26 protein-coding genes are annotated in these 23874 nt (G+C 30.6%); 11 read left to right on the top strand and 15 right to left on the bottom strand.

The features are described from left to right. The first annotated feature begins 111 nt into the window (after positions 1-111). The 7 genes from I0K12_RS19235 (at position 112) to nadB (ending at position 7659) form a co-directional block, all read left to right on the top strand. Positions 112-657 carry a DUF4178 domain-containing protein gene (locus I0K12_RS19235; RefSeq protein ID WP_196889776.1) on the top strand — a complete coding sequence of 182 codons (546 nt, stop codon included), beginning with the start codon at positions 112-114 and terminating at the stop codon, positions 655-657. 4 nt (positions 658-661) lie between these two features. Next, positions 662-1495: a hypothetical protein gene (locus I0K12_RS19230; RefSeq protein ID WP_196889775.1), complete on the top strand. Its 834-nt coding sequence runs from the start codon at positions 662-664 to the stop codon at positions 1493-1495. A gap of 30 nt (positions 1496-1525) precedes the next feature. After that, positions 1526-2395, top strand: a complete 870-nt coding sequence (locus tag I0K12_RS19225; RefSeq protein ID WP_231372810.1) for a DUF350 domain-containing protein — start codon at positions 1526-1528, stop codon at positions 2393-2395. Then, positions 2383-3939 carry a polyamine aminopropyltransferase gene (locus I0K12_RS19220; RefSeq protein ID WP_196889773.1) on the top strand — a complete coding sequence of 519 codons (1557 nt, stop codon included), beginning with the start codon at positions 2383-2385 and terminating at the stop codon, positions 3937-3939. Before I0K12_RS19225 ends, I0K12_RS19220 begins: the two co-directional genes overlap by 13 nt. 92 nt (positions 3940-4031) lie before the next feature. Further along, positions 4032-5054, top strand: a complete 1023-nt coding sequence (locus I0K12_RS19215) for a potassium channel family protein (protein ID WP_196889772.1) — start codon at positions 4032-4034, stop codon at positions 5052-5054. A 97-nt stretch (positions 5055-5151) separates the two neighbouring features. Further along, a complete protein-coding gene (nadA, locus tag I0K12_RS19210; protein ID WP_196889771.1) occupies positions 5152-6078 on the top strand; it encodes a quinolinate synthase NadA in 927 nt (308 codons plus the stop codon). A 6-nt stretch (positions 6079-6084) separates the two neighbouring features. Then, positions 6085-7659, top strand: a complete 1575-nt coding sequence (gene nadB, locus I0K12_RS19205) for an L-aspartate oxidase (protein ID WP_196889770.1) — start codon at positions 6085-6087, stop codon at positions 7657-7659. A gap of 167 nt (positions 7660-7826) precedes the next feature. Here the strand turns inward: nadB and I0K12_RS19200 are convergent, their stop codons facing one another. The 7 genes from I0K12_RS19200 to pdxA all read right to left on the bottom strand — a co-directional run bounded on the left by I0K12_RS19200 (position 7827) and on the right by pdxA (position 13369). Then, positions 7827-8291, bottom strand: coding sequence for an Lrp/AsnC ligand binding domain-containing protein (locus tag I0K12_RS19200; RefSeq protein ID WP_196889769.1), 465 nt, complete (start codon positions 8289-8291; stop codon positions 7827-7829). Between the two features lie 137 nt (positions 8292-8428). Then, positions 8429-9766: an acetyl-CoA carboxylase biotin carboxylase subunit gene (accC, locus tag I0K12_RS19195; RefSeq protein ID WP_196889768.1), complete on the bottom strand. Its 1338-nt coding sequence runs from the start codon at positions 9764-9766 to the stop codon at positions 8429-8431. Between the two features lie 38 nt (positions 9767-9804). Further along, positions 9805-10311 carry an acetyl-CoA carboxylase biotin carboxyl carrier protein gene (gene accB / locus I0K12_RS19190; protein WP_196889767.1) on the bottom strand — a complete coding sequence of 169 codons (507 nt, stop codon included), beginning with the start codon at positions 10309-10311 and terminating at the stop codon, positions 9805-9807. A gap of 21 nt (positions 10312-10332) precedes the next feature. Then, on the bottom strand, positions 10333-11331 hold the full coding sequence (locus I0K12_RS19185; protein WP_196889766.1) for a beta-ketoacyl-ACP synthase III: 999 nt from the start codon (positions 11329-11331) through the stop codon (positions 10333-10335). 160 nt (positions 11332-11491) lie between these two features. Continuing rightward, positions 11492-11689 (bottom strand): 50S ribosomal protein L32, encoded by a 198-nt coding sequence (gene rpmF, locus I0K12_RS19180; RefSeq protein ID WP_196889765.1) that lies wholly within the window; start codon positions 11687-11689, stop codon positions 11492-11494. A 20-nt stretch (positions 11690-11709) separates the two neighbouring features. Continuing rightward, entirely contained in the window at positions 11710-12249 is a 540-nt protein-coding gene (locus I0K12_RS19175; RefSeq protein WP_196889764.1) for a YceD family protein, read from the bottom strand. A 76-nt stretch (positions 12250-12325) separates the two neighbouring features. Continuing rightward, entirely contained in the window at positions 12326-13369 is a 1044-nt protein-coding gene (pdxA, locus tag I0K12_RS19170; protein ID WP_196889763.1) for a 4-hydroxythreonine-4-phosphate dehydrogenase PdxA, read from the bottom strand. 321 nt (positions 13370-13690) lie between these two features. On the opposite strand from pdxA, the gene I0K12_RS19165 reads away from it, so the two are divergent. Continuing rightward, entirely contained in the window at positions 13691-14275 is a 585-nt protein-coding gene (locus I0K12_RS19165) for a riboflavin synthase (RefSeq protein WP_196889762.1), read from the top strand. Here I0K12_RS19165 and I0K12_RS19160 read toward each other — a convergent pair. After that, positions 14261-14473 (bottom strand): hypothetical protein, encoded by a 213-nt coding sequence (locus I0K12_RS19160; protein WP_196889761.1) that lies wholly within the window; start codon positions 14471-14473, stop codon positions 14261-14263. The genes I0K12_RS19165 and I0K12_RS19160 overlap by 15 nt on opposite strands. A gap of 177 nt (positions 14474-14650) precedes the next feature. Here I0K12_RS19160 and I0K12_RS19155 point away from each other — a divergent pair, with 177 nt between their 5' ends. Continuing rightward, positions 14651-14971, top strand: coding sequence for a DMT family transporter (locus tag I0K12_RS19155; protein ID WP_196889760.1), 321 nt, complete (start codon positions 14651-14653; stop codon positions 14969-14971). Positions 14972-15037: 66 nt separating this feature from the next. Here I0K12_RS19155 and I0K12_RS19150 read toward each other — a convergent pair whose 3' ends face one another. From I0K12_RS19150 to I0K12_RS19130, 5 genes are all read right to left on the bottom strand, one after another. Further along, entirely contained in the window at positions 15038-15223 is a 186-nt protein-coding gene (locus tag I0K12_RS19150) for a hypothetical protein (protein ID WP_196889759.1), read from the bottom strand. Positions 15224-15232: 9 nt separating this feature from the next. Further along, complete coding sequence (locus I0K12_RS19145) at positions 15233-16396, bottom strand: DUF4153 domain-containing protein (protein WP_196889758.1); 1164 nt, start codon at positions 16394-16396, stop codon at positions 15233-15235. 54 nt (positions 16397-16450) lie between these two features. Then, entirely contained in the window at positions 16451-16753 is a 303-nt protein-coding gene (locus I0K12_RS19140; RefSeq protein ID WP_196889757.1) for a winged helix-turn-helix domain-containing protein, read from the bottom strand. A gap of 85 nt (positions 16754-16838) precedes the next feature. Further along, positions 16839-17381: a hypothetical protein gene (locus tag I0K12_RS19135; RefSeq protein WP_196889756.1), complete on the bottom strand. Its 543-nt coding sequence runs from the start codon at positions 17379-17381 to the stop codon at positions 16839-16841. A 6-nt stretch (positions 17382-17387) separates the two neighbouring features. Beyond that, positions 17388-18008 (bottom strand): hypothetical protein, encoded by a 621-nt coding sequence (locus tag I0K12_RS19130; protein WP_196889755.1) that lies wholly within the window; start codon positions 18006-18008, stop codon positions 17388-17390. 261 nt (positions 18009-18269) lie between these two features. Between I0K12_RS19130 and I0K12_RS19125 the strand changes: the two genes are divergently transcribed. Continuing rightward, a complete protein-coding gene (locus I0K12_RS19125) occupies positions 18270-20405 on the top strand; it encodes a prolyl oligopeptidase family serine peptidase (protein WP_196889754.1) in 2136 nt (711 codons plus the stop codon). Between the two features lie 70 nt (positions 20406-20475). Then, positions 20476-20607 carry a FeoB-associated Cys-rich membrane protein gene (locus I0K12_RS19120; RefSeq protein WP_196889753.1) on the top strand — a complete coding sequence of 44 codons (132 nt, stop codon included), beginning with the start codon at positions 20476-20478 and terminating at the stop codon, positions 20605-20607. Positions 20608-20636: 29 nt separating this feature from the next. Here I0K12_RS19120 and I0K12_RS19115 read toward each other — a convergent pair whose 3' ends face one another. Both I0K12_RS19115 and glpK read right to left on the bottom strand, forming a co-directional pair. After that, positions 20637-22286, bottom strand: coding sequence for a glycerol-3-phosphate dehydrogenase/oxidase (locus I0K12_RS19115; RefSeq protein ID WP_196889752.1), 1650 nt, complete (start codon positions 22284-22286; stop codon positions 20637-20639). Next, the gene (gene glpK / locus I0K12_RS19110; RefSeq protein WP_231372808.1) at positions 22283-23767 is read right to left on the bottom strand and encodes a glycerol kinase GlpK; all 1485 of its coding nucleotides are present in this window, start codon (positions 23765-23767) and stop codon (positions 22283-22285) included. The genes I0K12_RS19115 and glpK overlap by 4 nt, the downstream gene beginning before the upstream one ends. Positions 23768-23874: the final 107 nt, after the last annotated feature.

The following is a 23874-nucleotide window of genomic DNA, read 5'->3' as shown; positions in this document are numbered from 1 at the left end:
GTTAAAAAATGTCTAAATTAGGAAACCAAAACCAACTGTAACATTCTATTAAAAAATGTTACTAATAGTAAAAACAATTAGTATTAAAAATATTTAAAAATAAGCTAAGAAATGGGATTATTTGATTTTTTTAAGAAGAAAGAGAACGAACGTCATTATGATGCTTTAAACATCAAAGTAGAAGATTTAGATAAAGGATTTATTTTCGATTTTAATATGAAATCATGGGAAGTAGTCGAAGTTTATGAGTACGATTGGGGAAATAATTTTTTCACAAGAGAATTCAAAATTTCATCTCATGATGAAACAGGTTATCTTGGAATTGAAATGGATGATGAACTTTTAATTACTTTTTCTAAAAAAGTTCCTGTGCGTAAAATCCAAAATGATTTACCAGATTTTATTCAAAGACACGATACTGCACCAAGACAATTATTTTATGAAGGGAAAAACTTTTTCCTAGACGAAATTAGTCCAGGATACTTCAGAAATGTAGAAAATGAAAATTGGTCAGAATTTAGAGAGTGGTCTTATGAGGATGATTCAGAAGAATATGTTTTAACTGTAGAACAGTGGGGAGAACATGATTTTGAAGCTTCATTTGGTCATTATGTGAATCTAAGAGAAATAACGAATATTTTACCAAGTGAAGATTAAGAAAATGAAACTTTTAAAAAATACATTTCTATTTGCTCTATGCCTAATGTTGCTTACAAGCGTAGTAAGTTGTGGTGGAGATTCGAATAGGTCAAGCTCTAGTAATAGAGCTTCTAACTGGGAAAAAACTCCAGTAGACAAATTAATTGTAAAGTACATGGATGTTCCAACGTATTCTATTATTCTTGCGGATATGGATGCGAAAAATGATGAATATTTCCATAAGTATAAAGTAATTTTAGAAAAACCTGTTACAGGTGTAAAAGATTCTGTAGATATCGAATCTGTGGCAACTGATTGGGAAAAAGTAAGTCCGACTAATTTCGAGAATAATGTAAATAATCTTGGAATGGCATTGGTTACCAAAACAGATGGAAAGTTAGATAAAGTAGCTTCTCCAGCTGGATTTAATAACTATGTTGGAAATCCAAAATATGGTGAATGGAAAACGAATTCTTCAGGAGAATCTTTCTGGTCATTCTACGGGAAATATGCTTTACTAAGAGATATTTTAGGGTTTAATTCTTACCCAGTTTACAGAACTTCTTGGTATGATTATGATAGAAATTATAGAGGAAGACGCTCTTATTACGGGTCTGGAAGTTCTAGTTATGGAACAAAATCTTCTAGAAATACAAAATCAACTTGGAACTCAAAACCAAAAACATTCAAAGATAAAGTAAGAAGCCAAGTAAAAAGAAGTGCAGCAGCATCTTCTTCAAGATCTTATAATTCAAATTCTAGATATTCAAAATCAAGCTCAAAAAACACTAGAAGTAGCTCAAGATACAGATCGAGTAGTTCTTCTAGAAGTAGAGGAGGAGGATTTGGAAAATAATATTTTATAAAACTTAAACTAAAAATGGAAATGTCAATACTTGAATCTTTAGAAAGTTATTACGCTTCATTTGCATACATTGGCGTAGCACTAATCTTATTCCTTGTAGGAAAATTTATATATCAATTATCTCATAAATCTATTCGTGTCAATCATGAATTGGTAGAAGAAGATAATTTTGCATTTAGTTTTTCTTATGTGGGTTATTTTATTGGATTGTTATTAATAATTGGTGCTTCAATAGTAGGAGAATCAAATGGATTGCGTTTAGATCTTTTAGATATGATCGTTTATAGTCTTTTGGGGATGATTTTATTGAATATTTCCATTTGGTTAAATAATAAAATTACACTGACAAAATTCGATATCAAAAAAGAAATCATTGAAGACAGAAATGAAGGAACAGGAATCATAGAAGCTGCGATTTCTATTTCTGTTGGTTTAGTTCTTTTTGGAGCAATTTCTGGGGAAAGTGGTGGATATTTATTCGGATTTCAAACAGCAATTATTTATTGGGTAGTTGGTTTAATTCTTCTTTTTATTACTTCAAAAGTTTATAACATGATGCTTTCTTATGATATTCATGAGCATATTGAAAAAGATAATGTAGCAGTAGGAATCGGATATAGTGGTTCTCTTATCGCAATCGGTATCATTATTATGAATGCACTTTTAGGTGATTTTTATGATTGGACAACAATGGTTTTTGATGTTACAATTCAATTTGTAATCGGACTAATCTTATTACCAATTTTAAGATTTTTTGCAGATAAAATTCTTTTACCTGGAAGTAGTTTAACTTATGAAATAGTTCATCAAGAGAAGGCAAATAATGGAGCTGCTTTAGTAGAAGCGTTCTCTTATATCGGTGGTGCAATATTAATTTTATGGTGTATTTAAATTCTTTAAAAAAGAAGTCAACTTTACTAAAAATGGCAATTTTCGCAACTGGATTTGCAGGAATTGTCGCAGAATATACTTTATCCACTCTAGCTTCGTATTTTCTAGGAAACTCCGTATTTCAGTTTACCATGATTGTTTCCTTGATGCTTTTCTTCATGGGAATAGGAAGTAGAGTTAGTAAAAAAATTAACGGAAATCTAATCAATAAGTTCCTTTATTTGGAACTTATTTTGTCTATACTAGTTTCCATTTCTTCTGTTTTGGTTTATACCATGGCAGCTTTCACAGAATATTACGGAATCGTCATATATCTTCTATGTATTTTAGTCGGATTACTGATCGGAATTGAGATTCCAATTGTAGTTCGAATCAACGAAGAATATGAAGAATTAAAATCTAATATTTCTTCTGTTTTAGAAAAAGATTATTACGGAAGTCTTTTAGGTGGAGTTTTCTTTGGTTTTGTAGGATTACCAATTTTAGGTTTAACCTACACTCCTTATATTCTTGGATTTGTAAACTTCGCCGTAGCACTTTTACTTTTCTTTTCTTTAAAAAATAATTTAGAAAAAAAGCGAATGATTCAAGTTTTGTTTCTTGGAGTTTTTGCTTTTTTAAGTATTGGAGCCTATACCGCTTCGCCAATTATTCAATGGGGAGAACAAGAAAAATATGCGGACAAAATTGTTTATTCTGAACAAACAAAATATCAGAAAATTGTGATGACGCAATGGCAAGATTTTTATTGGTTATACTTGAATAATAATCTTCAGTTTTCTTCTCAAGATGAGCCGATGTATCATGAACCTTTAGTGCATCCAGCAATGCAATTACATCCAAATCCTAAAAATGTTTTAGTACTTGGAGGTGGAGATGGTTGTGCAGCAAGAGAGCTTCTAAAATACGATTCTGTAGAAACGATAGATTTGGTCGATTTAGATCCAAAAATGACTGAATTGGCGAAAAATCATCCAATTTTGACAAAAATCAATCAAAATTCTTTTCATCACGAAAAAGTAAATGTTCAAAATACAGATGCGTATCTTTATATAGAAAAAAATAAGGATAAGTTTTATGATGTAATAATTATTGACCTTCCAGATCCTCGTTCGGTAGATTTAGGAAGGATGTATTCTTTTGAGTTTTATTCAAATTGTTATCGAAAACTTAGACCAAACGGCGTGATAATTACCCAAGCAGGAAGTCCGTATTATGCAACAAAATCTTTTTTGAGTATTGAAAAAACAATGAAAGCTGCTAACTTTAAAGTAGCTCCAATGCATAATCAAGTTTTGACAATGGGAGAATGGGGATGGATTCTTGGAGTAAAAACAGATCAAGATATTTCTGTAAAAAAAGCTTTACAAAATATTACATTTGATAATATAGAAACTCGTTGGATCAACCAAGAAGCAATGCAATTAATCACATCTTTTGGAAAGAATTTTTTCATTTCAAAACAAGATAGTGTAGAGATAAATAAAGTACACAACCCTGTAGTTCATAGATATTATAATAAAGGAAATTGGGATTTATACTAAATTATGTATGTAATTTTAATTTACCCTCTTAAGGGTGTGTTAAACATATGAATTAAGCTAAATTGAATTCAAGCAATTAAAAATCAAAAGCAATGAAGTATATTTTTTCAAAGAAAAACATTTGGATTTTAGTCACAGTAGTGGTGTATTATATTTTGTTGCAAATGCTAACAAGCTTTGAAGCAAGTGTAGAAACTTCCAATATTCAAAATTTTAGAGATGCTTTTTGGTATTCTATTGTAACTTTAACAACGGTTGGTTATGGAGATTTTTTCCCTGTAACTTTTGGAGGAAGAGCCATCGGGATTTTGTTTGTTGTAGGAAGTTTAGGAGTATTGAGTTTTATCATTAGTAAACTTACAGATAATATTAGAAGATATATGGATTTAAAAAAACAAGGTTATTTCGGAACAAAAATGGAAGGACATTATATTATTATTGGTTGGAGTCAGTTTACAAATAAAATTGTAGAACAAATCATCAATGCAGATAAAAAAGTGGTCATCATTACAAACAAAAAAGAAGATGTTGATCTGATTAAAACAAGTTATGACACGAAAAACTGCTTTGTACTTTATACCGAATTAAATGATTTTAAATCCTATACAAAAGCAAATATCGACAAAGCGAAAAGAGTTTATCTAGAATTTGAAAACGATACAGATACGCTTGTTTTTGCAATCAATTTAAAGAAAAATTATCCAGATGTAAAAGGTGTTATTGTTCTTAATAATGTGGAGCTTAAAGAATCTTTTAAATATTTAGGATTTGACTTTATTGTTTCAAAAGATGATTTGGTTTCTAAGTTCGTAGCAAGTTATATTTTCGAGCCATATGTAGCACTTTATACAGAAGATTTAATCGCAACTTCAACAAATGAAGATCAAACAGATATTGTCCAAATCAAGATTGAAGAAAAAAATAAATGGATTGGAAAAGATTATTATGAAGCTTTTGTAGCCATGAAAAAAGAGTCTAATTGTGTACTAATTGGTGTTAGTAGAAATAAACATGTATATAAAAATCCAAAAGATTTTCTGATTCAACAAGGAGATATTTTATTGTTGATTGCAAATGTTTTAGAAAAGAAAAATCTTCAAATGACGATGTATTAGATTTAATTAAAAGATAATTTAATCTCTTATGATTAATATCATAAAAAAAATGTTTCGTTCCATCTAAATTTGTGCTCTAATTTAGATTGGACGAATAATGGATTTTAAAGAAGAGATATTAAGATTGAAGAAGGAAAAAAATGCAGTGATATTAGCTCATTATTACCAATTTCCAGAGATTCAAGAAATAGCGGATTATGTAGGAGATAGTTTAGGGCTTTCTCAAAAAGCAGCCGAAACAGATGCAGATATTATTGTGTTTGCAGGAGTTCATTTTATGGCAGAAACCGCTAAAATATTAAACCCTTCCAAAAAAGTTGTCTTACCAGATTTAAATGCAGGTTGTTCGCTTGCAGATTCTTGCCCACCTGAGGCTTTTCAGAAGTTTTTAGATAAACATCCAGATCATAAAGTAGTTACTTATGTAAATTGTAGTGCAGAAGTAAAAGCGATGACAGATATCGTTTGTACTTCTTCAAATGCATTGAAAATTATTGATTCTATTCCAGAAGATCAACCGATAATTTTTGCTCCAGATAGAAATTTAGGAGCATATATCATGAAAGAAACTGGAAGAGATATGGTACTGTGGGATGGAAGTTGTTTGGTACACGAAGCTTTTTCAATTGATAAATTAATTGAATTGCACAAAAAACATCCTGATGCTACCATTATCGCACATCCAGAATCTGAAGCACATATTTTGAAAACTGCTTCATATGTTGGTTCTACGGCTGGAATGCTAAATTATGTAAAGGAAAATCCAGAGAAGAAATATATTGTTGCCACAGAAGTTGGAATTCTTCATGAAATGCAGAAAAGAGTTCCAGAAGTTACTTTGATTCCTGCGCCAGCAAAAGAAGATAATACTTGTGCTTGTAGCGAATGTGGATATATGAAAATGAATACGCTTGAGAAATTATATAAGTGTATTGCAGAAGAAAGTCCAGAGGTAAATGTGGATGAAAAAATAGCAGAAAAAGCTTTATTACCAATCGAGAGAATGTTAGAACTTTCAAAATAATGTAGGATGAATTGTGATGTTTTAGTAATAGGTTCAGGAATTGCAGGTTTGAGTTTTGCTATAAAAATGGCAGAAAATTCGCCTGAAAAAAAAGTGGTGATTGTTACAAAATCAACCAAAGAAGAATCGAATACTAAATATGCACAAGGAGGAATTGCAATCGTACAAAATTTTGAAAAAGATTCCTTAGAAAAACATATAGAAGATACCATGATTGCTGGAGATTATGCTTCAGATAGAGAAGTGGTGAAAATGGTTGTAGAAGAAGGAATTGATCGGTTAAAAGATTTATTAGCTTGGAATGTAGCTTTTGATAAAAATAAACAAGGAAACATCGATCTAGGTAGAGAAGGAGGGCATTCTGAATATAGAGTATTACACCATAAAGATCAAACAGGATTCGAGATAGAAAAAAAATTGCTATGGAAACTAGAATCTTTAGAGAATGTAAAAATACTTTCCCATCATTTTGCAGTTGATTTGATTACAGAACATCAATTATTGGGAGATCTTTATGAGAAAATTCGATGTTTCGGAGCTTATATTTTAGATAAAAAAAGTGAAGAAATTATTTCGATTCATGCAAATGCAACTATTTTAGCTTCTGGAGGAATAGGTAAAGTTTTCGGTCATACCACAAATCCGAGTGTTGCTACTGGAGATGGAATAGGGATGGCTTACAGAGCAAAAGCATCTATTTCTGATATGGAATTTGTTCAATTTCATCCGACAGCTCTTTATGAGAAAAAGGATGGAAATGCATTTTTAATCTCGGAAGCTGTTCGTGGTTTTGGAGCTTTTTTGAGAAATAAAAAAGGAGAGCGATTCATGAAGAAATATGATGCTCGATTGGAATTGGCATCTAGAGATATTGTTTCGCAAAGTATTGAAAAAGAGATAAAACTTACTAAAGGAGAATGTGTTTATTTGGATTGTACACATTTAGAGATGGATGCATTTAAAAATCATTTTCCTACAATTTATGAGAAATGTTTAAGTATTGGAGTAAATATTGAAAAAGATTGGATTCCTGTAGTTCCTGCTTCACATTATTCTTGTGGCGGAATTGAAGTTGATAAACAAGGGAAAACTTCTATTACAAACCTTTTTGCTTGTGGAGAATGTTCTAAAACTGGTTTGCATGGTGCAAATAGATTGGCTTCAAACTCTTTGTTAGAAGCTTTGGTTTATGCGCATAATATTTTTGAATATTTGAAAGAAGAAAAATTAGAAAGACCAAAGATTCAATTACCTGAGTGGAATTATTTACATAAAACAGATGCGATAGATTTTCAGAGGGTAGAGGATTTAACTTACTATTTGCAAAAATTAATGCTTCAAAATGTTGGAGTTGAAAGAACTAATAAAGATCTTTTTTTAGTTAAAAAGAAAATTGAGAAATTATTTATGGAGGTGGAGCAAATGTATAAAACAACAAAAATCAATATTCCTTTGTGTGAACTTCGAAATATGTTGAGTACTGCTTATTTAATTGTGGAAAATTCTATTCTTCAAAAAGAAAATAGGGGTTGTTTCTTTAAAAAAGATAATTGTTTAAATTTTAATGATTTTGTTTTTTAAAGAAAAAACAAGTACATGATAAACATTTTATTTAGGAATTATTAGATAACTTTTACTTCTTCATTTTTCATCAATTTTTAGAAATAATCTAAAAATATATATCTACAACAATAATGCTATAAATTAGTAATTCATATTTTAATTTTTACCATGTACTTTTAAATTGATTAGATATCAATTTGTCTGTTGATTTGCTGGTCTAATGAAAGAATAGTTTCTGTTCTAGCAACACCTTTAATTTTCTGAATTTCATTAGTTAAAAGTTCCAACAAATGTTCATTGTCTCTACACATTACTTTAATGAAAATAGAATAATTTCCAGTTGTGTAGTGGCTTTCCAATACTTCTTGAATTTTGTCTAAACTCTTCAATACAGAAGCATGATGATTTCCTGAATCTAAATAAATACCGATGAACGCCATCGTATTATACCCAAAGTTTTTCGGATCAATGATATATTTTGATCCCAAAATATACCCTGCAGATTCAATTTTTCTTAACCTTTGATGAATTGCCGCTCCTGAGATACCGATTTCTCTAGCGATTTTTAAAATAGGAATTCTAGCATCATCCATCAAATACTTAAGAATGGTTTTATCAATACCATCCAAAGTATAGTTTTTTGTAGTCATTTATTAGTTGATTTACAGATTATTAATCCGAAATGTAAGGTATTTTTTTGAATTATTCAAGAAAATAAAAAAAAGGATGCAGAAATTTGCATCCTTTTCTTAATATTTTACATTTTATGTATGTTTTGAAATATATTTTACTTCATTTCAAAATCTTCCATGAACTTTGTAGTATAGTTCCCCGCAACATAATCCGGGTGATCCATTAATTGTCTATGGAAAGGAATTGTAGTTTTAATACCTTCAATTACGAATTCATCTAATGCTCTTTTCATTTTGTTAATAGCTTCTTCTCTTGTTTGAGCAGTAACAATTAACTTAGCGATCATTGAATCGTAGTTTGGTGGAATTACGTAATTAGCATACACGTGCGTATCTAAACGTACTCCGTGTCCTCCTGGCGCATGGAAAGTAGTAATTTTCCCTGGAGAAGGTCTGAAATCATGATAAGGATCTTCAGCATTGATACGACATTCGATTGAATGAAGTTTTGGAAGGTAGTTTTTTCCAGAAATTGGCACACCAGCAGCAACTAAGATTTGCTCACGGATCAAGTCAAAATCAATAACTTGCTCTGTAATAGGGTGTTCTACCTGAATACGAGTATTCATCTCCATGAAGTAGAAGTTTCCGTGTTTGTCTACTAAGTACTCCACTGTTCCAGCTCCTTCGTACTTGATATACTCTGCAGCTTTGATTGAAGCTTCTCCCATTTTGTGACGTAATTCTTCAGTCATGAATGGAGAAGGTGTTTCTTCTGTTAATTTTTGGTGACGTCTCTGAACAGAACAATCTCTTTCAGATAAGTGACATGCTTTACCGTAAGAATCTCCAACGATTTGAATTTCAACGTGACGAGGCTCTTCGATTAATTTTTCCATGTACATTCCGTCATTTCCGAATGCAGCTCCAGCTTCTTGACGAGCAGAATCCCAAGCATCTCTTAGGTTTTCTTTTTCCCAAACAGCTCTCATTCCTTTACCACCACCTCCGGCAGTAGCTTTAAGCATTACTGGATATCCCATCTCGTCAGCTAATTTTTCAGTTTCTTCGAAACTTTCTAATAAACCTTCTGATCCTGGAATTGTTGGTACTCCTGCAGCTTTCATAGTAGCTTTTGCAGAAGCTTTATCACCCATTTTATCAATCATTTCTGGTGCAGCACCGATAAATTTGATATCGTGCTCATCACAGATTTTTGAAAATTTAGCGTTTTCTGATAAGAAACCGTATCCTGGGTGGATTGCGTCAGCATTTGTGATTTCTGCTGCAGCAATAATATTTGACATTTTTAGGTAAGACTCACTACTTGGTGCAGGTCCGATACATACAGCTTCATCAGCAAATTTAACATGTAAACTTTCAGCGTCGGCTGTAGAATATACTGCAACAGTTTTGATTCCCATCTCTTTACATGTTCTAATTACACGTAAAGCGATTTCACCTCTATTGGCAATTAATATTTTTTTAAACATAATTACTTCAGATTAATTCAACAAAATGTTGAAGTTTATTAAGATGGATCTACTAAGAATAATGGTTGTCCGAACTCTACTGGAGAAGAGTCTTCAACTAATACTTTTACGATTTTTCCAGAAACTTCTGATTCGATTTCATTGAATAATTTCATTGCTTCAATGATACATACAATTGAATCAGGTTTTACTTCATCACCAACTTCTGCAAATACAGGCTTGTCTGGAGATGGTTTTCTATAGAAAGTTCCAATGATTGGAGAAGTAATTGTTATATATTTAGAGTCGTCTTCTGCTGGTTTAGCTTCTTCTGCAGCTGGAGTAGCAACAGGCGCAGCAGCAGCTGGAGTAGCCGCAGGTGCAGCAGCTGGCATTGCCATTTGTTGTGGCATCGCCATTGGAGTAGCTTGTTGTACGATTGTAGTTTCCGTTTTTTCCGGACCAGTTTTAATCGTAAGTTTTACATCTTCCATTTCAAGTTTTACTTCACTTGCCCCTGATTTTGCTACAAATTTAATCAGATTTTGAATTTCTTTTATATCCATATTCGTTTAGTTTTGATTTAATTATTCTGAATCATAAGCCCATTTTAAAAGAATAGATCCCCAAGAGAATCCACCTCCAAATGCAGCGAATATAATATTATCTCCTTTTTTTAATTTAGTTTCGTAGTCTGCAATTAATAACGGTAAAGTACCTGAAGTAGTATTTCCATAATTATGGATGTTTACCATTACTTTAGACATGTCTAATTTTACTCTTTTTGCAGTAGCTTCGATGATTCTCATGTTAGCTTGATGTGGAGCTAACCATTGGATGTCATCATTTGTAAGATTGTTTCTAGTTAACATTTTCTCACTTACATCTGCCATGTTTGAAACAGCGTGTTTAAATACTGTTTTTCCTTCTTGATGCACAAAATGTTTTTTGTTTTTTACAGTTTCTTCTGTTGCAGGCATTACAGATCCTCCAGCTTCAACATGTAAAAATTCTCTTCCAGCACCATCCGTACGTAAGTATTCATCTTGCAAACCTAACCCTTCTTCGTTTGGTTCAAATAATACAGCTCCAGCTCCATCTCCAAAGATGATACAAGTTGCTCTATCTGTATAATCAATAATTGAAGACATTTTATCTCCACCTATTAATAATACTTTTTTATATCTTCCAGATTCAATATAACTTGAAACTAAAGACATTCCATATAAAAAACTTGAACATGCAGATTCGATATCAAAAGCAAAAGCATTTGTTGCACCAATTTTACTCGCAACGTAAGCTGCTGTAGAAGCTGCAAACATATCTGGAGTTGCAGTAGCAACAATTACTAAATCTATCTCGGTAGGGTCTAAATTTTTCTTTTCTATTAATTGTTCTGCGGCTTTTATCGCCATATATGAAGTTCCTGCACCTTCTTTCTTCAGGATTCTTCTTTCTTTTATTCCGGTTCTAGTAACAATCCATTCGTCGTTTGTATCTACCATTGTTTCTAACTCTTTGTTAGTTAACACGTATTCTGGTACATATTTTCCAACGGCAGTAATTGCTGCAGTTATTTTGCTCATAATTTACAATCTTATTTCATCTGAAAATGAAAGCCAAAGTAATAAAATTTTATTCAAAAAATAGCCCTAAAATTGAAATTTTCGTTCTTTTTGGGCAAAAAAAAAGGAAAAACCCTCAATAATGAGGGTTTTTCCAATAATGTTTTCCTAATATGTTGTATTAAGCTTCAACACTTTCTTCTGAATCAATAACTACTTGTCCTCTGTAGTATAATTTTCCTTCGTGCCAGTGAGCTCTGTGGTATAAGTGAGCCTCTCCTGTTGTTGGATCTACAGCGATTTGAGGAACAGAAGCTTTATAATGAGTTCTTCTCTTATTTCTTCTTTGTTTTGATATTTTTCTCTTAGGATGTGCCATTGCTATATTTATTAATTATATTATTTTAACTTTCTTAATTTTTCCCATCTTGGATCAACATACTCTTCTTCGTCTGTTGATTCTTCTTCTACTTCTTTTGGAGCAAATGCTTCTAATCTTTCTAAAGCATCCGACTCTAAAGTTCCATCTTCTACTCCAGGATGAATCCTTTTTTGCGGAATAGATAATACGATCAATTCATAAATAAACTGCGAAACATTTAATTGAAATTCTGTTCTCGGAAGGACTAAGATTTCTTCATTCTCGTCATTGTATTCTTCTCCGAACTTTACTATCAATGGTAATTCCCCAGTAATTTCTAAATCAAATAATTCGTTTGTCAAGTCACAATTTAATCTGATAACACCTGAAACTTTAAATAAAAGCTCAAACATAGTGCTTTTTTTGTTGAATTCTAAATCTACTTTTAGATCCACATTTTCAAAGTCTTCATCAAAATTAAAATGCTCAAAGAACGCCTTATCAATTTGATATTCAAATTGGTGTTTTGTTTCTTTTAATCCGACAAACGGAATATTAAATGTTTTCAATTCTTTCATCTTAAACATCAATTTGAGCGTGCAAAGATATAAAATTATCATTAATTCCTAGTATGGAATTAAAAAAATATCGTTGCTACGAAGTTTTTTTAACTTTTAATACATTTTTTGTCAAGGCTTTATATTCTTCTCGCTTCTTATGAATCGTTAAAGCTTGAAATAATGCCTCTTTAAATGAACTTTCATCTCCCATTCCTTTTCCTGAAATATTATAAGCAGTTCCATGATCTGGAGAAGTTCTTATTTCACTTAAACCAGCAGTATAATTCACGCCATTTCCAAAAGCAATTGTTTTGAAAGGAGCCAAACCTTGATCATGATACATTGCTAATACAGCATCAAACTCTTTATAAGTACCAGAACCAAAGAAACTATCAGCAGCATAAGGTCCATAAATTTGCTTTCCTTCATCCAAATATTTTTCAATAGTTGGTCGTACAATTTCATCATCCTCATTTCCAATAACACCATGGTCACCACAATGAGGATTTAAACCTAAAATAGCAATCTTTGGTTTATTTATTCCAAAATCTTTCACCAAAGATTGATACATAATATCTACTTTCTTCTGAATAAGTTCTGGCGTAATCGTTTCCGCCACTTTAGAAATAGGAATATGCCCTGTAATTAATCCTACTCGTAACTCATCTGTCATTAATATCATTAAAGACTCTCCTTCCAATTTAGATTCCAAATATTCCGTATGTCCTGGGAAGTTAAATTCTTCCGACTGAATATTATCCTTATTAATAGGAGCCGTTACCAACACATCAATTTCTTTATTTTTCAAAGCTTCCGTGGCTTTCTCTAAAGATAGAAATGCATATTTTCCTGCGTCTTTAGAAGGTTTTCCATAGGAAATAGTAATTTCATCTTTCCAAATATTGCAAACGTTAAATCTTCCATCGATTACTTTACTCATTTCGGTAACCCCTTGCGTCTGAATATTTAATTTCAAAGTTTTTTTATAGAAGGACACAACTTTGGAAGAAGCAAACAAAACAGGTGTGCAAAAATCTAACATACGCTTATCCGCAAATGTTTTTAAAATAATTTCAGAGCCTATTCCATTTAAATCTCCAATAGAGATTCCAACTTTTATTTTTTTCTCTTTCTCCATCAACGAGATTATTTATTATACTAATACTAGATAAGTAAAGGTATTCATTTTCATTGGTAAAACTTGCGATAAAAATTTTTATTTGGACATTCCCCTCATCCTTCGACTTTGTTACACTTCGCTCAGGAATCTCGGGTCGGGCTTTCCGCTATATCTTTTTTGCCAAACCAACAGTATGAAAAAAGGCAAAAAAAGGATGCCGCTGCAATCCCTAATGCATTAAAAACTTAAACCAAAACATAATCCAACAATAACCTACCTATAGTACAATGATTATTATTATTTTTGAAGTACCAAAAATAAACAATAAAATTAATTATCATGTTTACGGGAATTATTGAAACTCTAGGAAGAGTTAAAAACATAGAAAAAGAAGGAACAAACGTTCATTATACAATAGAAAGTACTATAACATCAGAATTAAAAATCGACCAAAGTGTTGCACACAACGGGGTTTGTCTGACAGTAGTTGCTATTAATAATAATGAATATACAGTTACAGCAATTCAAGAAACATTAGAAAAAACAAATCTAGAAGATTTGGAAATTGATGCTATTGTAAATTTAGAAAGAGCCATGAAACTTGGAGATCGCTTAGATGGTCACATCGTACAAGGACATGTAGACCAGACAGGAGAATGTCTTAATATAAAGGAAGAGGATGGAAGCTGGATTTTTACTTTTTCTTATAATCCAAACAAAAATAATGTAACTATAGAAAAAGGTTCGATCACCATAAATGGAACAAGTTTAACTGTCGTAAATTCAAAAGATAATGAATTTAGTGTTGCAATTATTCCATATACTTATGAACATACAAACTTCCATACCTTCAAAGTCGGTACAAGAATTAATCTTGAATTTGATGTTGTTGGGAAATATGTCGCTCGCTTATTGAAGCTTTAATTTCTTTTTATAAATGGTATAAACTCCTAAACCTACAGCAGCGATAACTAACATAATAATATTAGAATCAATAGGAAGGTGTGGAGGATTCACAATTGGTGAAGGATAATCATCTGGTGGTGTTGGTGGTGGTACAACCTGTGCACTCGCTACGATTGGTAGAATTAATACTAAAAGAAAACTATAAAAATATTTCATGGGGCAACAAAACTAAATTTTAACGCAATATTACATAAAAAACTTTAACAATTTAAATGTTAAAGTTTTTTTTTGTGTTATTTTTCAAATGTAAGCAAACGTTTGAAAAAAATCACACATATTGTTATAAATAACAGATAATTGTATTATTTTATTATATACTAAATTGATAATATGATGAGTTGGATTTATTTAATAATAGCAGGATTATTTGAGATTGGTTGGCCTCTTGGATTAAAGCTTTCTCAAACAAAAGCAAATTTTAAAATCTACGGAATTTCACTTTCAGTACTTGCAATGATTTTAAGTGGTTATTTTTTATGGATGGCTCAAAAAGAAATTCCAATAGGAACAGCATATGCAGTTTGGACAGGAATTGGAGCTGTAGGAACTTTAATAATTGGAATTATATTTTTTGGAGATTCTTCAAATATTTTACGCTTACTTTCCGCTTCCCTTATTATTATTGGGATTGTAGGTTTAAAACTTGCAAATTAAAAAGGATTATGATAAAAAATATCATAATCCTTTTTAGTTTTTCTTTTTCAATTTAATTTCTCCCCTTTATTTTTCTGCAAAATGATTGTATGTAAATTCTTGCCATGATTGGTTTTCATTTTTTAACTTATGATAATCATATTCATAATCGATGACAGATTTAATATTTTCTGGAATAGAATGTGAATCGCTATATTTTTTTAAAATTTGTATATCGTAATGGATTCTAAAAATATATTCGATGTCTTGCACTTCTGTATGTTATAAATTGTATTTCGTAAAGATTTTATTCCAATTAAAAAATGAAACTAATAACAAGAAAATACCGATTACCTGAAAATTGGTTCTTACTAAATACCAAATTGTTTTCTTTTTCTGAATTTTTAGAAAAGTGGTACAAAGACCAACAAATGTAGCACTTAAAAATAGAATTACTCCGAAACGTTTATAAGTAAATCCACTATATTGTATATACTGCGTAGTTCTATAAATAATTGTAAAAACAAGACAAATATTTAGAACTATCCAGATAAAACTTAAAATCTTTAGACTTTTGTTTTTCTCATAAAAATTGATATTTCCTCTGAAAAAATAAAGAATAATCACTATCGCAAAAATGATGGAAATAATTAGCGTATTGACTCCTTTGTGTACAGCATCCGAAAGTGTAGATTCTTTCATGATTATTGGTTCCATAAGAAAGGTAATCAAATTAAAAATCAAGATAATATTCAAAGTAATAAGAAGACTATTTCCAATTTGTGTTTCATAGATTTTTCTTTTTTGTTCTTTTAAGTTTTCTTTAATTTTCAAAAGCTGGATTGGAGAATTTAAATCCAAAATTGTAATCGATTTTAATGTATCCGAAAAAGATAATTTATAAATGACTGTAAAAGCAGCAGCTGTTGTAAGAATCCAATCAAAACGAATTGTGATGTTTTCAAATAAAGAAGCGAACTTTTCATTGGAACTACTATAAAGAAGAATAAAAATAATTCCTACAACTGCTGAAACTCCAACAAGAATAAAATAAAAGCCAAGTTTTCCTAAATTCATTTTATGGTTTTTACTTTTCTTTTTTAGGTTTAAAAGTGAAATAGTATTGTAGAAACCATTAGCTATTTTGGTAATAAAACTATTCTGAGTATTAATTAAAGTTCCTATAAACAGAAATAGTGAAATAAAATAAGCTAAAAAGACATAAAAAGATTGATGAAAAAACGGAACTATAGAAAGTCCTAAAAATAAGATTCCTGAGAATATAGTTTTCGGATTTCGACTGTTTTTCAAATGGCTTAATAATAAAAAAGGTGTAAACACAATTCCAAAAATTGCAAGGTTTAACCCAATATTTTTATTCAAAAAAAGGATTGTAAATAATATTGCTAAAACAATATTGTAGGTAATAATAAGGTTATTTTTCATAGTTTGAAATATTTTAAAAGAACTTTGAAATACAAAGTAAAATAACAAAAAAAATTATAGTTGACTTGATTTGATGATTTGTTCTAAAGCATCAATATGTTTCTTAAACGCGTCTTTACCTTTAAGAGTTGCAGAATATTTTGTGTTTGGTTTTCGTCCAATAAATTGTTTTTGAACCAAAATAAAAGCTTCTTTTTCAAGAGCTTTTAAATGACTTGCCAAATTTCCGTCTGTAACTCCCAATAATTCTTTCAACGATTTGAAATCTACAGATTCGTTTACAACTAAGGCACTCATAATACCCAGTCGAATCCTGTGATCAAATGTTTTATTAATATGTAAAAGAATATCTTTCATTTCAGATTTAGTTTAGCAGGGTGCAAATGTAATAAGAGTATCGTTTTTTATCATGATTTTTAGTAAATATTTAAAATTAAAGTTATTAATCTTTTTTTGGTAAACCTACAGCATAGGATAGTTTTCGTCCCATTCTTGGGCTTACGTTTTCTAAAATATTTTCAGAATATTGAATTCCGTCCAATTCATAATCAATTTTGATATGACATGTTTTTTTCACCATGATCCATCGTGTATCCGATTCCTTTTGATCAATTTTTGAAATCAACATATTTTCACAACCAGAGATTTTTAAGTTTTCCACTACTTGATCCGAAACATTGACGAATTCTACTCGAATTGTATCCGATAAAATATTTATAAAATAAATATATATAAGAACCACTGGGATATTTGAAAATAAAGCAATGGAACCTTTAAAGTATTTTTTCTTCAATTTATTATTGGAAAGCGATGCAAGTAATAATAAAATGAATAGTGCAAAATTGACAACTCCAGCAATTAAAGTATAGTAATAAGCTGCTAATGCTATTTTAATAGAACAAGTGGTAAAGAATAATACCATGAATATTGTTCCGATAATAAAAGATGCAATGGCAGATAAATATGCTACTCTGTGAAGTTTCATTTTTGGTTAATTTCTATCGTGTTTATAATAAAAGATGATTCCATAAATAATATGAAAAATTCCAAATCCTATAGCCCAAAAAGTGATTCCGTATCCGATATAATTAAAAGAAATAAGTCCAAGAATGATTTCAGCAAGACCTAAATATTTAATAGAACCAACAGTATATTTACTAGCACTATAAAGAGAAAGACCATAAAAAATTAAGGTTGCAGGAGCAATTACTCCATAATATCCTTTAGACATTAAAATCAAACAAACTAATCCACCAGTAAATAAAGGAACACAAAAATCAACAAGCAGTTTTCTGGTCAAACCATTCCAGATAGATTCGTTATTTGTTTTCGCCTTTCTATAAGTCAGAACAAAACCTGTAGCAATACTTACAGCCAGAACACAAAAAGCAACAAGGATTAATTTAATTCTCAAAATAGAAACATAATTAAATCTTGTTTTTCCTATCTCTGCTGAATATTCACTAATCATTTCATAAGCTACATATGCGCCAATTAAAGCATAAATTCCTACTAAGATACCAGACAATCCGCTAAGCGATAAAAACTTAGTAGATTTATTCATGATAGATTTGATTTCAGAGATGTCTTTTAAGTAATTTTCTGTGTTCATGATTAAAGTACTTTGAAATGCAAAGTAAGTTATATTTTATAATAAAGACAAGAAATAAATTATATTAATTAAATTTTTATGATTTTGTTAAATGTTTTGATTAAAAACGAAAATTTCTTATCAATAATTACGCCAAAAAATTAAAATTTTAAATAAAAAATAAAACTAAATTAGGCTTCGGATTATTAATATTTACTCTAAATAACATTCGTTTATTTTAGTTACATTTGTTAAAAATCAAATTATAAATTCAATAACAAAATGAGAAACATTGTTATAGCAACAATCATTGGAGCTATGGGAATATCATGTTCTTCACCAGATAAAGAGGAGAAAAAAGACACTGCTCAAGGTCTTAAGTATCCAGTTACAAAACAAGTAGATACAGTAGATACTTATTTCGGAACACAAGTAAAAGATCCTTATCGTTGGTTAGAAGATGACCGTTCTCCAGCAACAGAAGCTTGGGTAAAAGAAGAAAACAAGCTTACTTTCGATTATTTAAACAAGATTCCATATAAAAATGAAATCAAAGAAAGATTAGAAAAAATCTGGAATTACGAGAAAGTTGGAGCTCCATTTGTAGAAGGAGATTATTCTTATTTCTACAAAAATAATGGTTTACAAAACCAATCTGTTTTATATAGACAAAAAGGAGAAGGAGAAGCTGAGGTTTTCTTAGATCCAAATAAATTTGCTGCTGATGGAACAACTTCTTTAGGACAAGTTTCTTTTTCTGAAAGTGGAAAAATCGTAGCATATTCAATTTCTGAAGGTGGTTCTGATTGGAGAAAAATCATCATCATGAATGTTGAAGATAAAAAAGTTATTGGTGATACTTTAGTAGATGTAAAATTCACAGGAATTTCTTGGAAAGCTGATGAAGGATTCTATTATTCTAGTTATGACAAGCCAAAAGGAAGTGAACTTTCTGCAAAAACAGACCAGCACAAATTATACTACCACAAACTTGGAACACCTCAGAGTGATGATAAAGTTATTTTTGGTTTAGATCAAAAGAGAAGATATGTTGGAGGTTCGGTTACTGGAGATAATAAATTCTTAGTAATCACAGCTGCAACTTCTACTTCAGGAAATGAGTTATATATTCAAGATATTTCGAAGCCAAATTCTAAAATTGTACCAGTTGTTACAAATTTTGATTCGGACAGTTATGTAATCGACAATAAAGGAGATAAACTTTATATCGTTACAAATTTAGATGCTCCAAACAAGAGAATTGTAACTGTAGATGCTAAAAATCCAGCACCTGCAAACTGGAAAGATTTTATCGCTGAAACTGAAAATGTATTAGAGCCAACAAAAGGAGCAGGATATTTCTTCGCTGAATATATGGTTCATGCTGTTTCTCAAGTAAAACAATATGATTATAACGGAAAATTAGTTCGTGAAATCGAATTACCAGGAATTGGAACTGTAAGTGGTTTCAAAGGAAAAAAAGATGCTAAAGAATTATATTATTCTTTTACAAATTATGTAACTCCTGGAACAACTTATAAATTTGATCCAAAAACTGGAAAATCTGAGTTATACAGAAAGTCTGCTATCGATTTCAATAGTGATAACTATGAGTCTAAGCAAATTTTCTATACTTCAAAAGATGGAACAAAAGTTCCTATGATTATTACTTATAAAAAAGGAATAAAATTAGATGGTAAAAATCCAACAATCTTATACGGATATGGAGGATTCAACATTAGTTTAACTCCTTCTTTCAGTATCGCAAACGCTGTTTGGTTAGAGTACGGTGGTGTTTACGCTGTAGCTAACTTAAGAGGTGGTGGAGAATATGGTAAAAAATGGCATGATGAAGGAACACAAATGAAAAAACAAAATGTGTTTGATGATTTCATCGCTGCTGCAAACTACTTAAACGAGCATCAATATGCTACTCCAGATTATTTAGCAATCAGAGGAGGATCAAATGGAGGTTTATTAGTTGGAGCTACAATGACACAGCGTCCTGACTTAATGAAAGTAGCACTTCCTGCTGTAGGAGTTTTAGATATGTTACGTTACCACACATTTACAGCTGGAGCTGGATGGGCTTATGATTACGGAACTTCTGAGCAATCTCAAGAAATGTTTAACTACTTAAAAGGTTATTCTCCTGTTCATAATGTGAAGAAAGGTGTTGAATATCCTGCAACAATGGTTACAACTGGAGATCATGATGATAGAGTAGTACCTGCGCATTCATTCAAATTTGCTGCGGAGTTACAAGCGAAACAAACTGGATCAAACCCTGTTTTAATTCGTATTGAAACAAATGCTGGTCACGGAGCTGGAACACCAGTTTCTAAAACGATCGAGCAGTATGCAGATATTTATGCATTCACACTTTATAACATGGGAATTAAAAAATTACACGAGTAATATTTAATTTTAACACATATAGAAAAGCAACAATCTGTTTAGGTTGTTGCTTTTTTTGTAATTTTGTTTCATGCAAAAGATACTTGTATATATCGCTCTAGCTTTGGCTATTTTTTATTTGGTTAAAAAATATATTTTAAAGTCGAAGAAGAAAAACAAAGGTTCCAATTGTTCTTCCGACTGTGGATGTGGGAAAAGTTAGTTGTTGATAACTTGTTGATAAACTTGTTTTTAGTAAAAATTAGAAGTGTCGTAAATTAACTGATCTAATTTCTTTTTTTCTTCTTCAAATTGTTCTTCATTCCAAGAAAAGTAATTTGAAAACTCATTTAAAATTAACTCTTTTTGTTCCTTAAGTTTTTCGATATTAAAGAGAAGTAAGCTAGTTCTTCTTCCAACAAAATCTTCAGGTTTTATTACCATTTCATTTTCTATCGAATATTGAATTTCTGCTTTTAAAATCTCTTCAATCGTTAATTCTTCGTTATTAATACAAGCAATTTTTAAGATTTCATCTGTTTGTTTTCCGAAGGTATGTACCAATCTTTTAGCTTCCAAAAGTCCATTTTCCAAATATTTTAGTTTGAAAAAAATAGTATCAATGTATTTTTCTACTTCTTCATTATTCTTGAATTTATTTTTGGTTAAAGGAATTTTATGTGTTTGAATTGATTTGAATTTTTGTCGATGTTGTTTTCTAAAATTGTCTGAGAGTAAATCCACAACTCTTTCGGCCATTTTTCTATATCCTGTTAATTTTCCTCCAGCAATAGAAATCAATCCAGATTTGGAAACAAAAATTTCATCTTTTCTAGAAATCTCTGAAGCAGACTTTCCTTGTTGTAAAATCAGTGGTCGTAAACCTGCCCAAGTTGCTTCAATATCATTTAAGCTTAATTGAATATTATAAAACATATGATTTGCAGAATGCAGTAAATACAAGACATCAGGCATCGAAACTTTGATATTTTCTAAAGATTCATCATATTTTGTATCCGTAGTTCCGATATAAGTTTTGTTCTCTCTTGGGATTGCAAATAGCATTCTTCCGTCTGGAGCGTCAAAATAAATAGCGTTTTTTAAAGGCAATTTTTCATGGTCTACAACAATGTGAATTCCTTTAGTAAGTTGTAATTGTTTTTCGGTGGAAATATCATCTTTTTCTCGAAGTGAATCTACCCAAGGACCAGCAGCATTTACAATGTATTTTGCTTTAATTTCGATTGTTTTTTCAGAAATAGTATCAAAAACCCGAACACCATTTACTTTATTATTTTCATAAATAAATTCTTTTACCTCAGAATAATTTAAGATAGAAGCACCAAAATACGCAGCTGTTTTTATGACTTCCAAAGTCAGTCTAGCATCATCTGTTCTATATTCGGCATAATATCCTGCACCTTTTAATGCATCGCTTAAAAGAAGTGGTTCTAGTTCTAAAGTTTCATTTTTAGTAAGCATTTTTCTTTTATCTTCTTCAGAAACATGCGCTAATAAATCATAAATTTTTAAACCAACAGAAGTTAGCCAAGTTCCATAAGTTCCTCCTTCTATTATCGGAAGAATCATTTTCTTTGGAACTACTAAATGAGGTGCTAATTTGTGAACAATTGCTCTTTCAGATCCAACTTCATAAACCAACCAGAAATCAAAATGTTTTAAATATCGAAGTCCACCATGAATTAATTTTGTGGATTTACTACTTGTACCAGAAGCAAAATCTCCTTTTTCAATCAAAGCAGTTTTCATCCCTCTAGAAACTGCATCTAAGGCAATTCCAGCTCCGGTGATTCCTCCACCAATAATTAAAACATCGTAAGTTTCATTTTCTAAATTTTGAAGGATTTCTTTTCTATCTTTAAAGGAAAAAGTATTTCTCATTTTTTAAACTGAATTAAACTATTTACAGCTTTTGTCCATTTTTCTGAAAGTTTTTCTCTTTTTTGAATAGAAATTTTAGGTGAAAAAATAGTTTTATTGTTTTTAATATTTTTCAAAGACTCAAGAGTCCAAAGACCTGAAGCAATTCCGGAAAGATAAGCAGCTCCCATAATGGTTGACTCTGTATTTGCATTTCTTTTTATTTTTTTGTTTAAAATGTTCGATTGAAATTGCATCAAATAATCACTTTTAGAAACCCCACCATCCACACTGATTTCAGAAATTATTTGTTTTGTGTCGGATTCCATTACTTCAATTATATCTTTAGTTCTATACGCAATCGATTCTAAAGTTGCTTTAATAATATCTTCTTTTGTAGTGTTGAAATTCAGATTGAACATCGCTCCGTTTACTTTCATATTCCAAAAAGGAGAACCAAGTCCAGAAAAACTTGGAATAAAAACAGCAGAACTTTCTTTGGAAGAGGTGATTTCTTTTTCCAACTCAGAAACATTTTGAACTAATTGTAAATTTGAAATCAACCACTCGATAGCACTTCCAGCAACGAAAACATTTCCCTCTAAAGCATATGTTGTTTTTCCTTTTATTTTCCAAGCTACAGTTGTAATTAAACCACTTTCAGAATAAGTAACCTTTTCACCGATATTCATCAAAAGAAAGCAACCTGTTCCGTAAGTGTTTTTTAATTTTCCTTTTTCAAAACACATCTGTCCGAACAAAGCAGCTTGCTGATCTCCTAAAATTCCTTTGATTGGAATTTTGATGTTATTCGCTTTAAAATATCCAAAATGTGCATCTGAAGCTTTTATTTTAGGTAGAATATTTTTGGGAATTTGAAATAATTCCAGAAGATCATCATCCCAATCGAGATGTTGAAATGAATACAACATTGTTCTGGAAGCATTCGAAATATCAGTAGCATGAACTTTTTGTTCTGTCAAATTCCATAATAACCACGAATCAATAGTTCCTGCCAAAAGTTTATTTTCTTTTATTTTCTTTTTTGCTTCTGGTACATTTTCAATAATCCACTGAATTTTACTTGCAGAAAAATAAGGATCGATAATCAAACCAGTTTTAGCATGCACAAAAGATTGCAGCTTTTTTCTTTTTAATTTGTTACAAATAGAAGTTCCTCTTTTATCTTGCCATCCGATAGCATTGTAAACAGGAATTCCAGTTTCTTTATCCCAAACAACAATTGTTTCTCGTTGATTTGTAATTCCTATACTTATAATTTCTTTTGCTAAAACTTTTTTGTTTTCTACAATTTCCGAAATGCATTCTAAAACAGAAGAAAGAAGTTCAAATGGATTTTGCTCTACCCAATTTTTTTTAGGGTAATAAGAAGTACATTTTCTTTGAACTAAAGAAACAATTCTTCCTTTTTTGTCAAGAAGAGCAGCTCTCGAACTATTCGTTCCTTGGTCAATTGCGATAATGTACTTTTTGTTAATCATCTGAAAATTAATGGTTTACTTTTAAATTTAAGAAATTTTTTGTTTTGATTCTAAATATTTGATTTAGAATTAATTATATGTGAAAATTATAGTTTGAAATGTTTTTT

Origin of the sequence: Aureivirga sp. CE67 (genome assembly GCF_015767245.1) — a bacterium.
GTDB lineage: Bacteria > Bacteroidota > Bacteroidia > Flavobacteriales > Flavobacteriaceae > Aureivirga.
This window is presented reverse-complemented; position numbering and strand designations above follow the sequence as displayed.

What these genes read in the sequence shown, in the direction of transcription:
- I0K12_RS19160 (WP_196889761.1), bottom strand. Translation starts at nt 14,473, where the DNA reads ATGAAATATTTTTATAGTTTTCTTTTAGTATTAATTCTACCAATCGTA.
- rpmF (WP_196889765.1), bottom strand. Translation starts at nt 11,689, where the DNA reads ATGGCACATCCTAAGAGAAAAATATCAAAACAAAGAAGAAATAAGAGA.
- nadB (WP_196889770.1), top strand. Translation starts at nt 6,085, where the DNA reads ATGAATTGTGATGTTTTAGTAATAGGTTCAGGAATTGCAGGTTTGAGT.
- pdxA (WP_196889763.1), bottom strand. Translation starts at nt 13,369, where the DNA reads ATGGAGAAAGAGAAAAAAATAAAAGTTGGAATCTCTATTGGAGATTTA.
- I0K12_RS19115 (WP_196889752.1), bottom strand. Translation starts at nt 22,286, where the DNA reads ATGAGAAATACTTTTTCCTTTAAAGATAGAAAAGAAATCCTTCAAAAT.
- glpK (WP_231372808.1), bottom strand. Translation starts at nt 23,767, where the DNA reads ATGATTAACAAAAAGTACATTATCGCAATTGACCAAGGAACGAATAGT.
- I0K12_RS19140 (WP_196889757.1), bottom strand. Translation starts at nt 16,753, where the DNA reads ATGAAAGATATTCTTTTACATATTAATAAAACATTTGATCACAGGATT.
- I0K12_RS19145 (WP_196889758.1), bottom strand. Translation starts at nt 16,396, where the DNA reads ATGAAAAATAACCTTATTATTACCTACAATATTGTTTTAGCAATATTA.
- I0K12_RS19185 (WP_196889766.1), bottom strand. Translation starts at nt 11,331, where the DNA reads ATGAGCAAAATAACTGCAGCAATTACTGCCGTTGGAAAATATGTACCA.
- I0K12_RS19155 (WP_196889760.1), top strand. Translation starts at nt 14,651, where the DNA reads ATGAGTTGGATTTATTTAATAATAGCAGGATTATTTGAGATTGGTTGG.
- I0K12_RS19175 (WP_196889764.1), bottom strand. Translation starts at nt 12,249, where the DNA reads ATGAAAGAATTGAAAACATTTAATATTCCGTTTGTCGGATTAAAAGAA.
- nadA (WP_196889771.1), top strand. Translation starts at nt 5,152, where the DNA reads ATGGATTTTAAAGAAGAGATATTAAGATTGAAGAAGGAAAAAAATGCA.
- I0K12_RS19130 (WP_196889755.1), bottom strand. Translation starts at nt 18,008, where the DNA reads ATGAACACAGAAAATTACTTAAAAGACATCTCTGAAATCAAATCTATC.
- accC (WP_196889768.1), bottom strand. Translation starts at nt 9,766, where the DNA reads ATGTTTAAAAAAATATTAATTGCCAATAGAGGTGAAATCGCTTTACGT.
- I0K12_RS19215 (WP_196889772.1), top strand. Translation starts at nt 4,032, where the DNA reads ATGAAGTATATTTTTTCAAAGAAAAACATTTGGATTTTAGTCACAGTA.
- accB (WP_196889767.1), bottom strand. Translation starts at nt 10,311, where the DNA reads ATGGATATAAAAGAAATTCAAAATCTGATTAAATTTGTAGCAAAATCA.
- I0K12_RS19220 (WP_196889773.1), top strand. Translation starts at nt 2,383, where the DNA reads ATGGTGTATTTAAATTCTTTAAAAAAGAAGTCAACTTTACTAAAAATG.
- I0K12_RS19125 (WP_196889754.1), top strand. Translation starts at nt 18,270, where the DNA reads ATGAGAAACATTGTTATAGCAACAATCATTGGAGCTATGGGAATATCA.
- I0K12_RS19235 (WP_196889776.1), top strand. Translation starts at nt 112, where the DNA reads ATGGGATTATTTGATTTTTTTAAGAAGAAAGAGAACGAACGTCATTAT.
- I0K12_RS19165 (WP_196889762.1), top strand. Translation starts at nt 13,691, where the DNA reads ATGTTTACGGGAATTATTGAAACTCTAGGAAGAGTTAAAAACATAGAA.
- I0K12_RS19135 (WP_196889756.1), bottom strand. Translation starts at nt 17,381, where the DNA reads ATGAAACTTCACAGAGTAGCATATTTATCTGCCATTGCATCTTTTATT.
- I0K12_RS19230 (WP_196889775.1), top strand. Translation starts at nt 662, where the DNA reads ATGAAACTTTTAAAAAATACATTTCTATTTGCTCTATGCCTAATGTTG.
- I0K12_RS19200 (WP_196889769.1), bottom strand. Translation starts at nt 8,291, where the DNA reads ATGACTACAAAAAACTATACTTTGGATGGTATTGATAAAACCATTCTT.
- I0K12_RS19120 (WP_196889753.1), top strand. Translation starts at nt 20,476, where the DNA reads ATGCAAAAGATACTTGTATATATCGCTCTAGCTTTGGCTATTTTTTAT.
- I0K12_RS19225 (WP_231372810.1), top strand. Translation starts at nt 1,526, where the DNA reads ATGTCAATACTTGAATCTTTAGAAAGTTATTACGCTTCATTTGCATAC.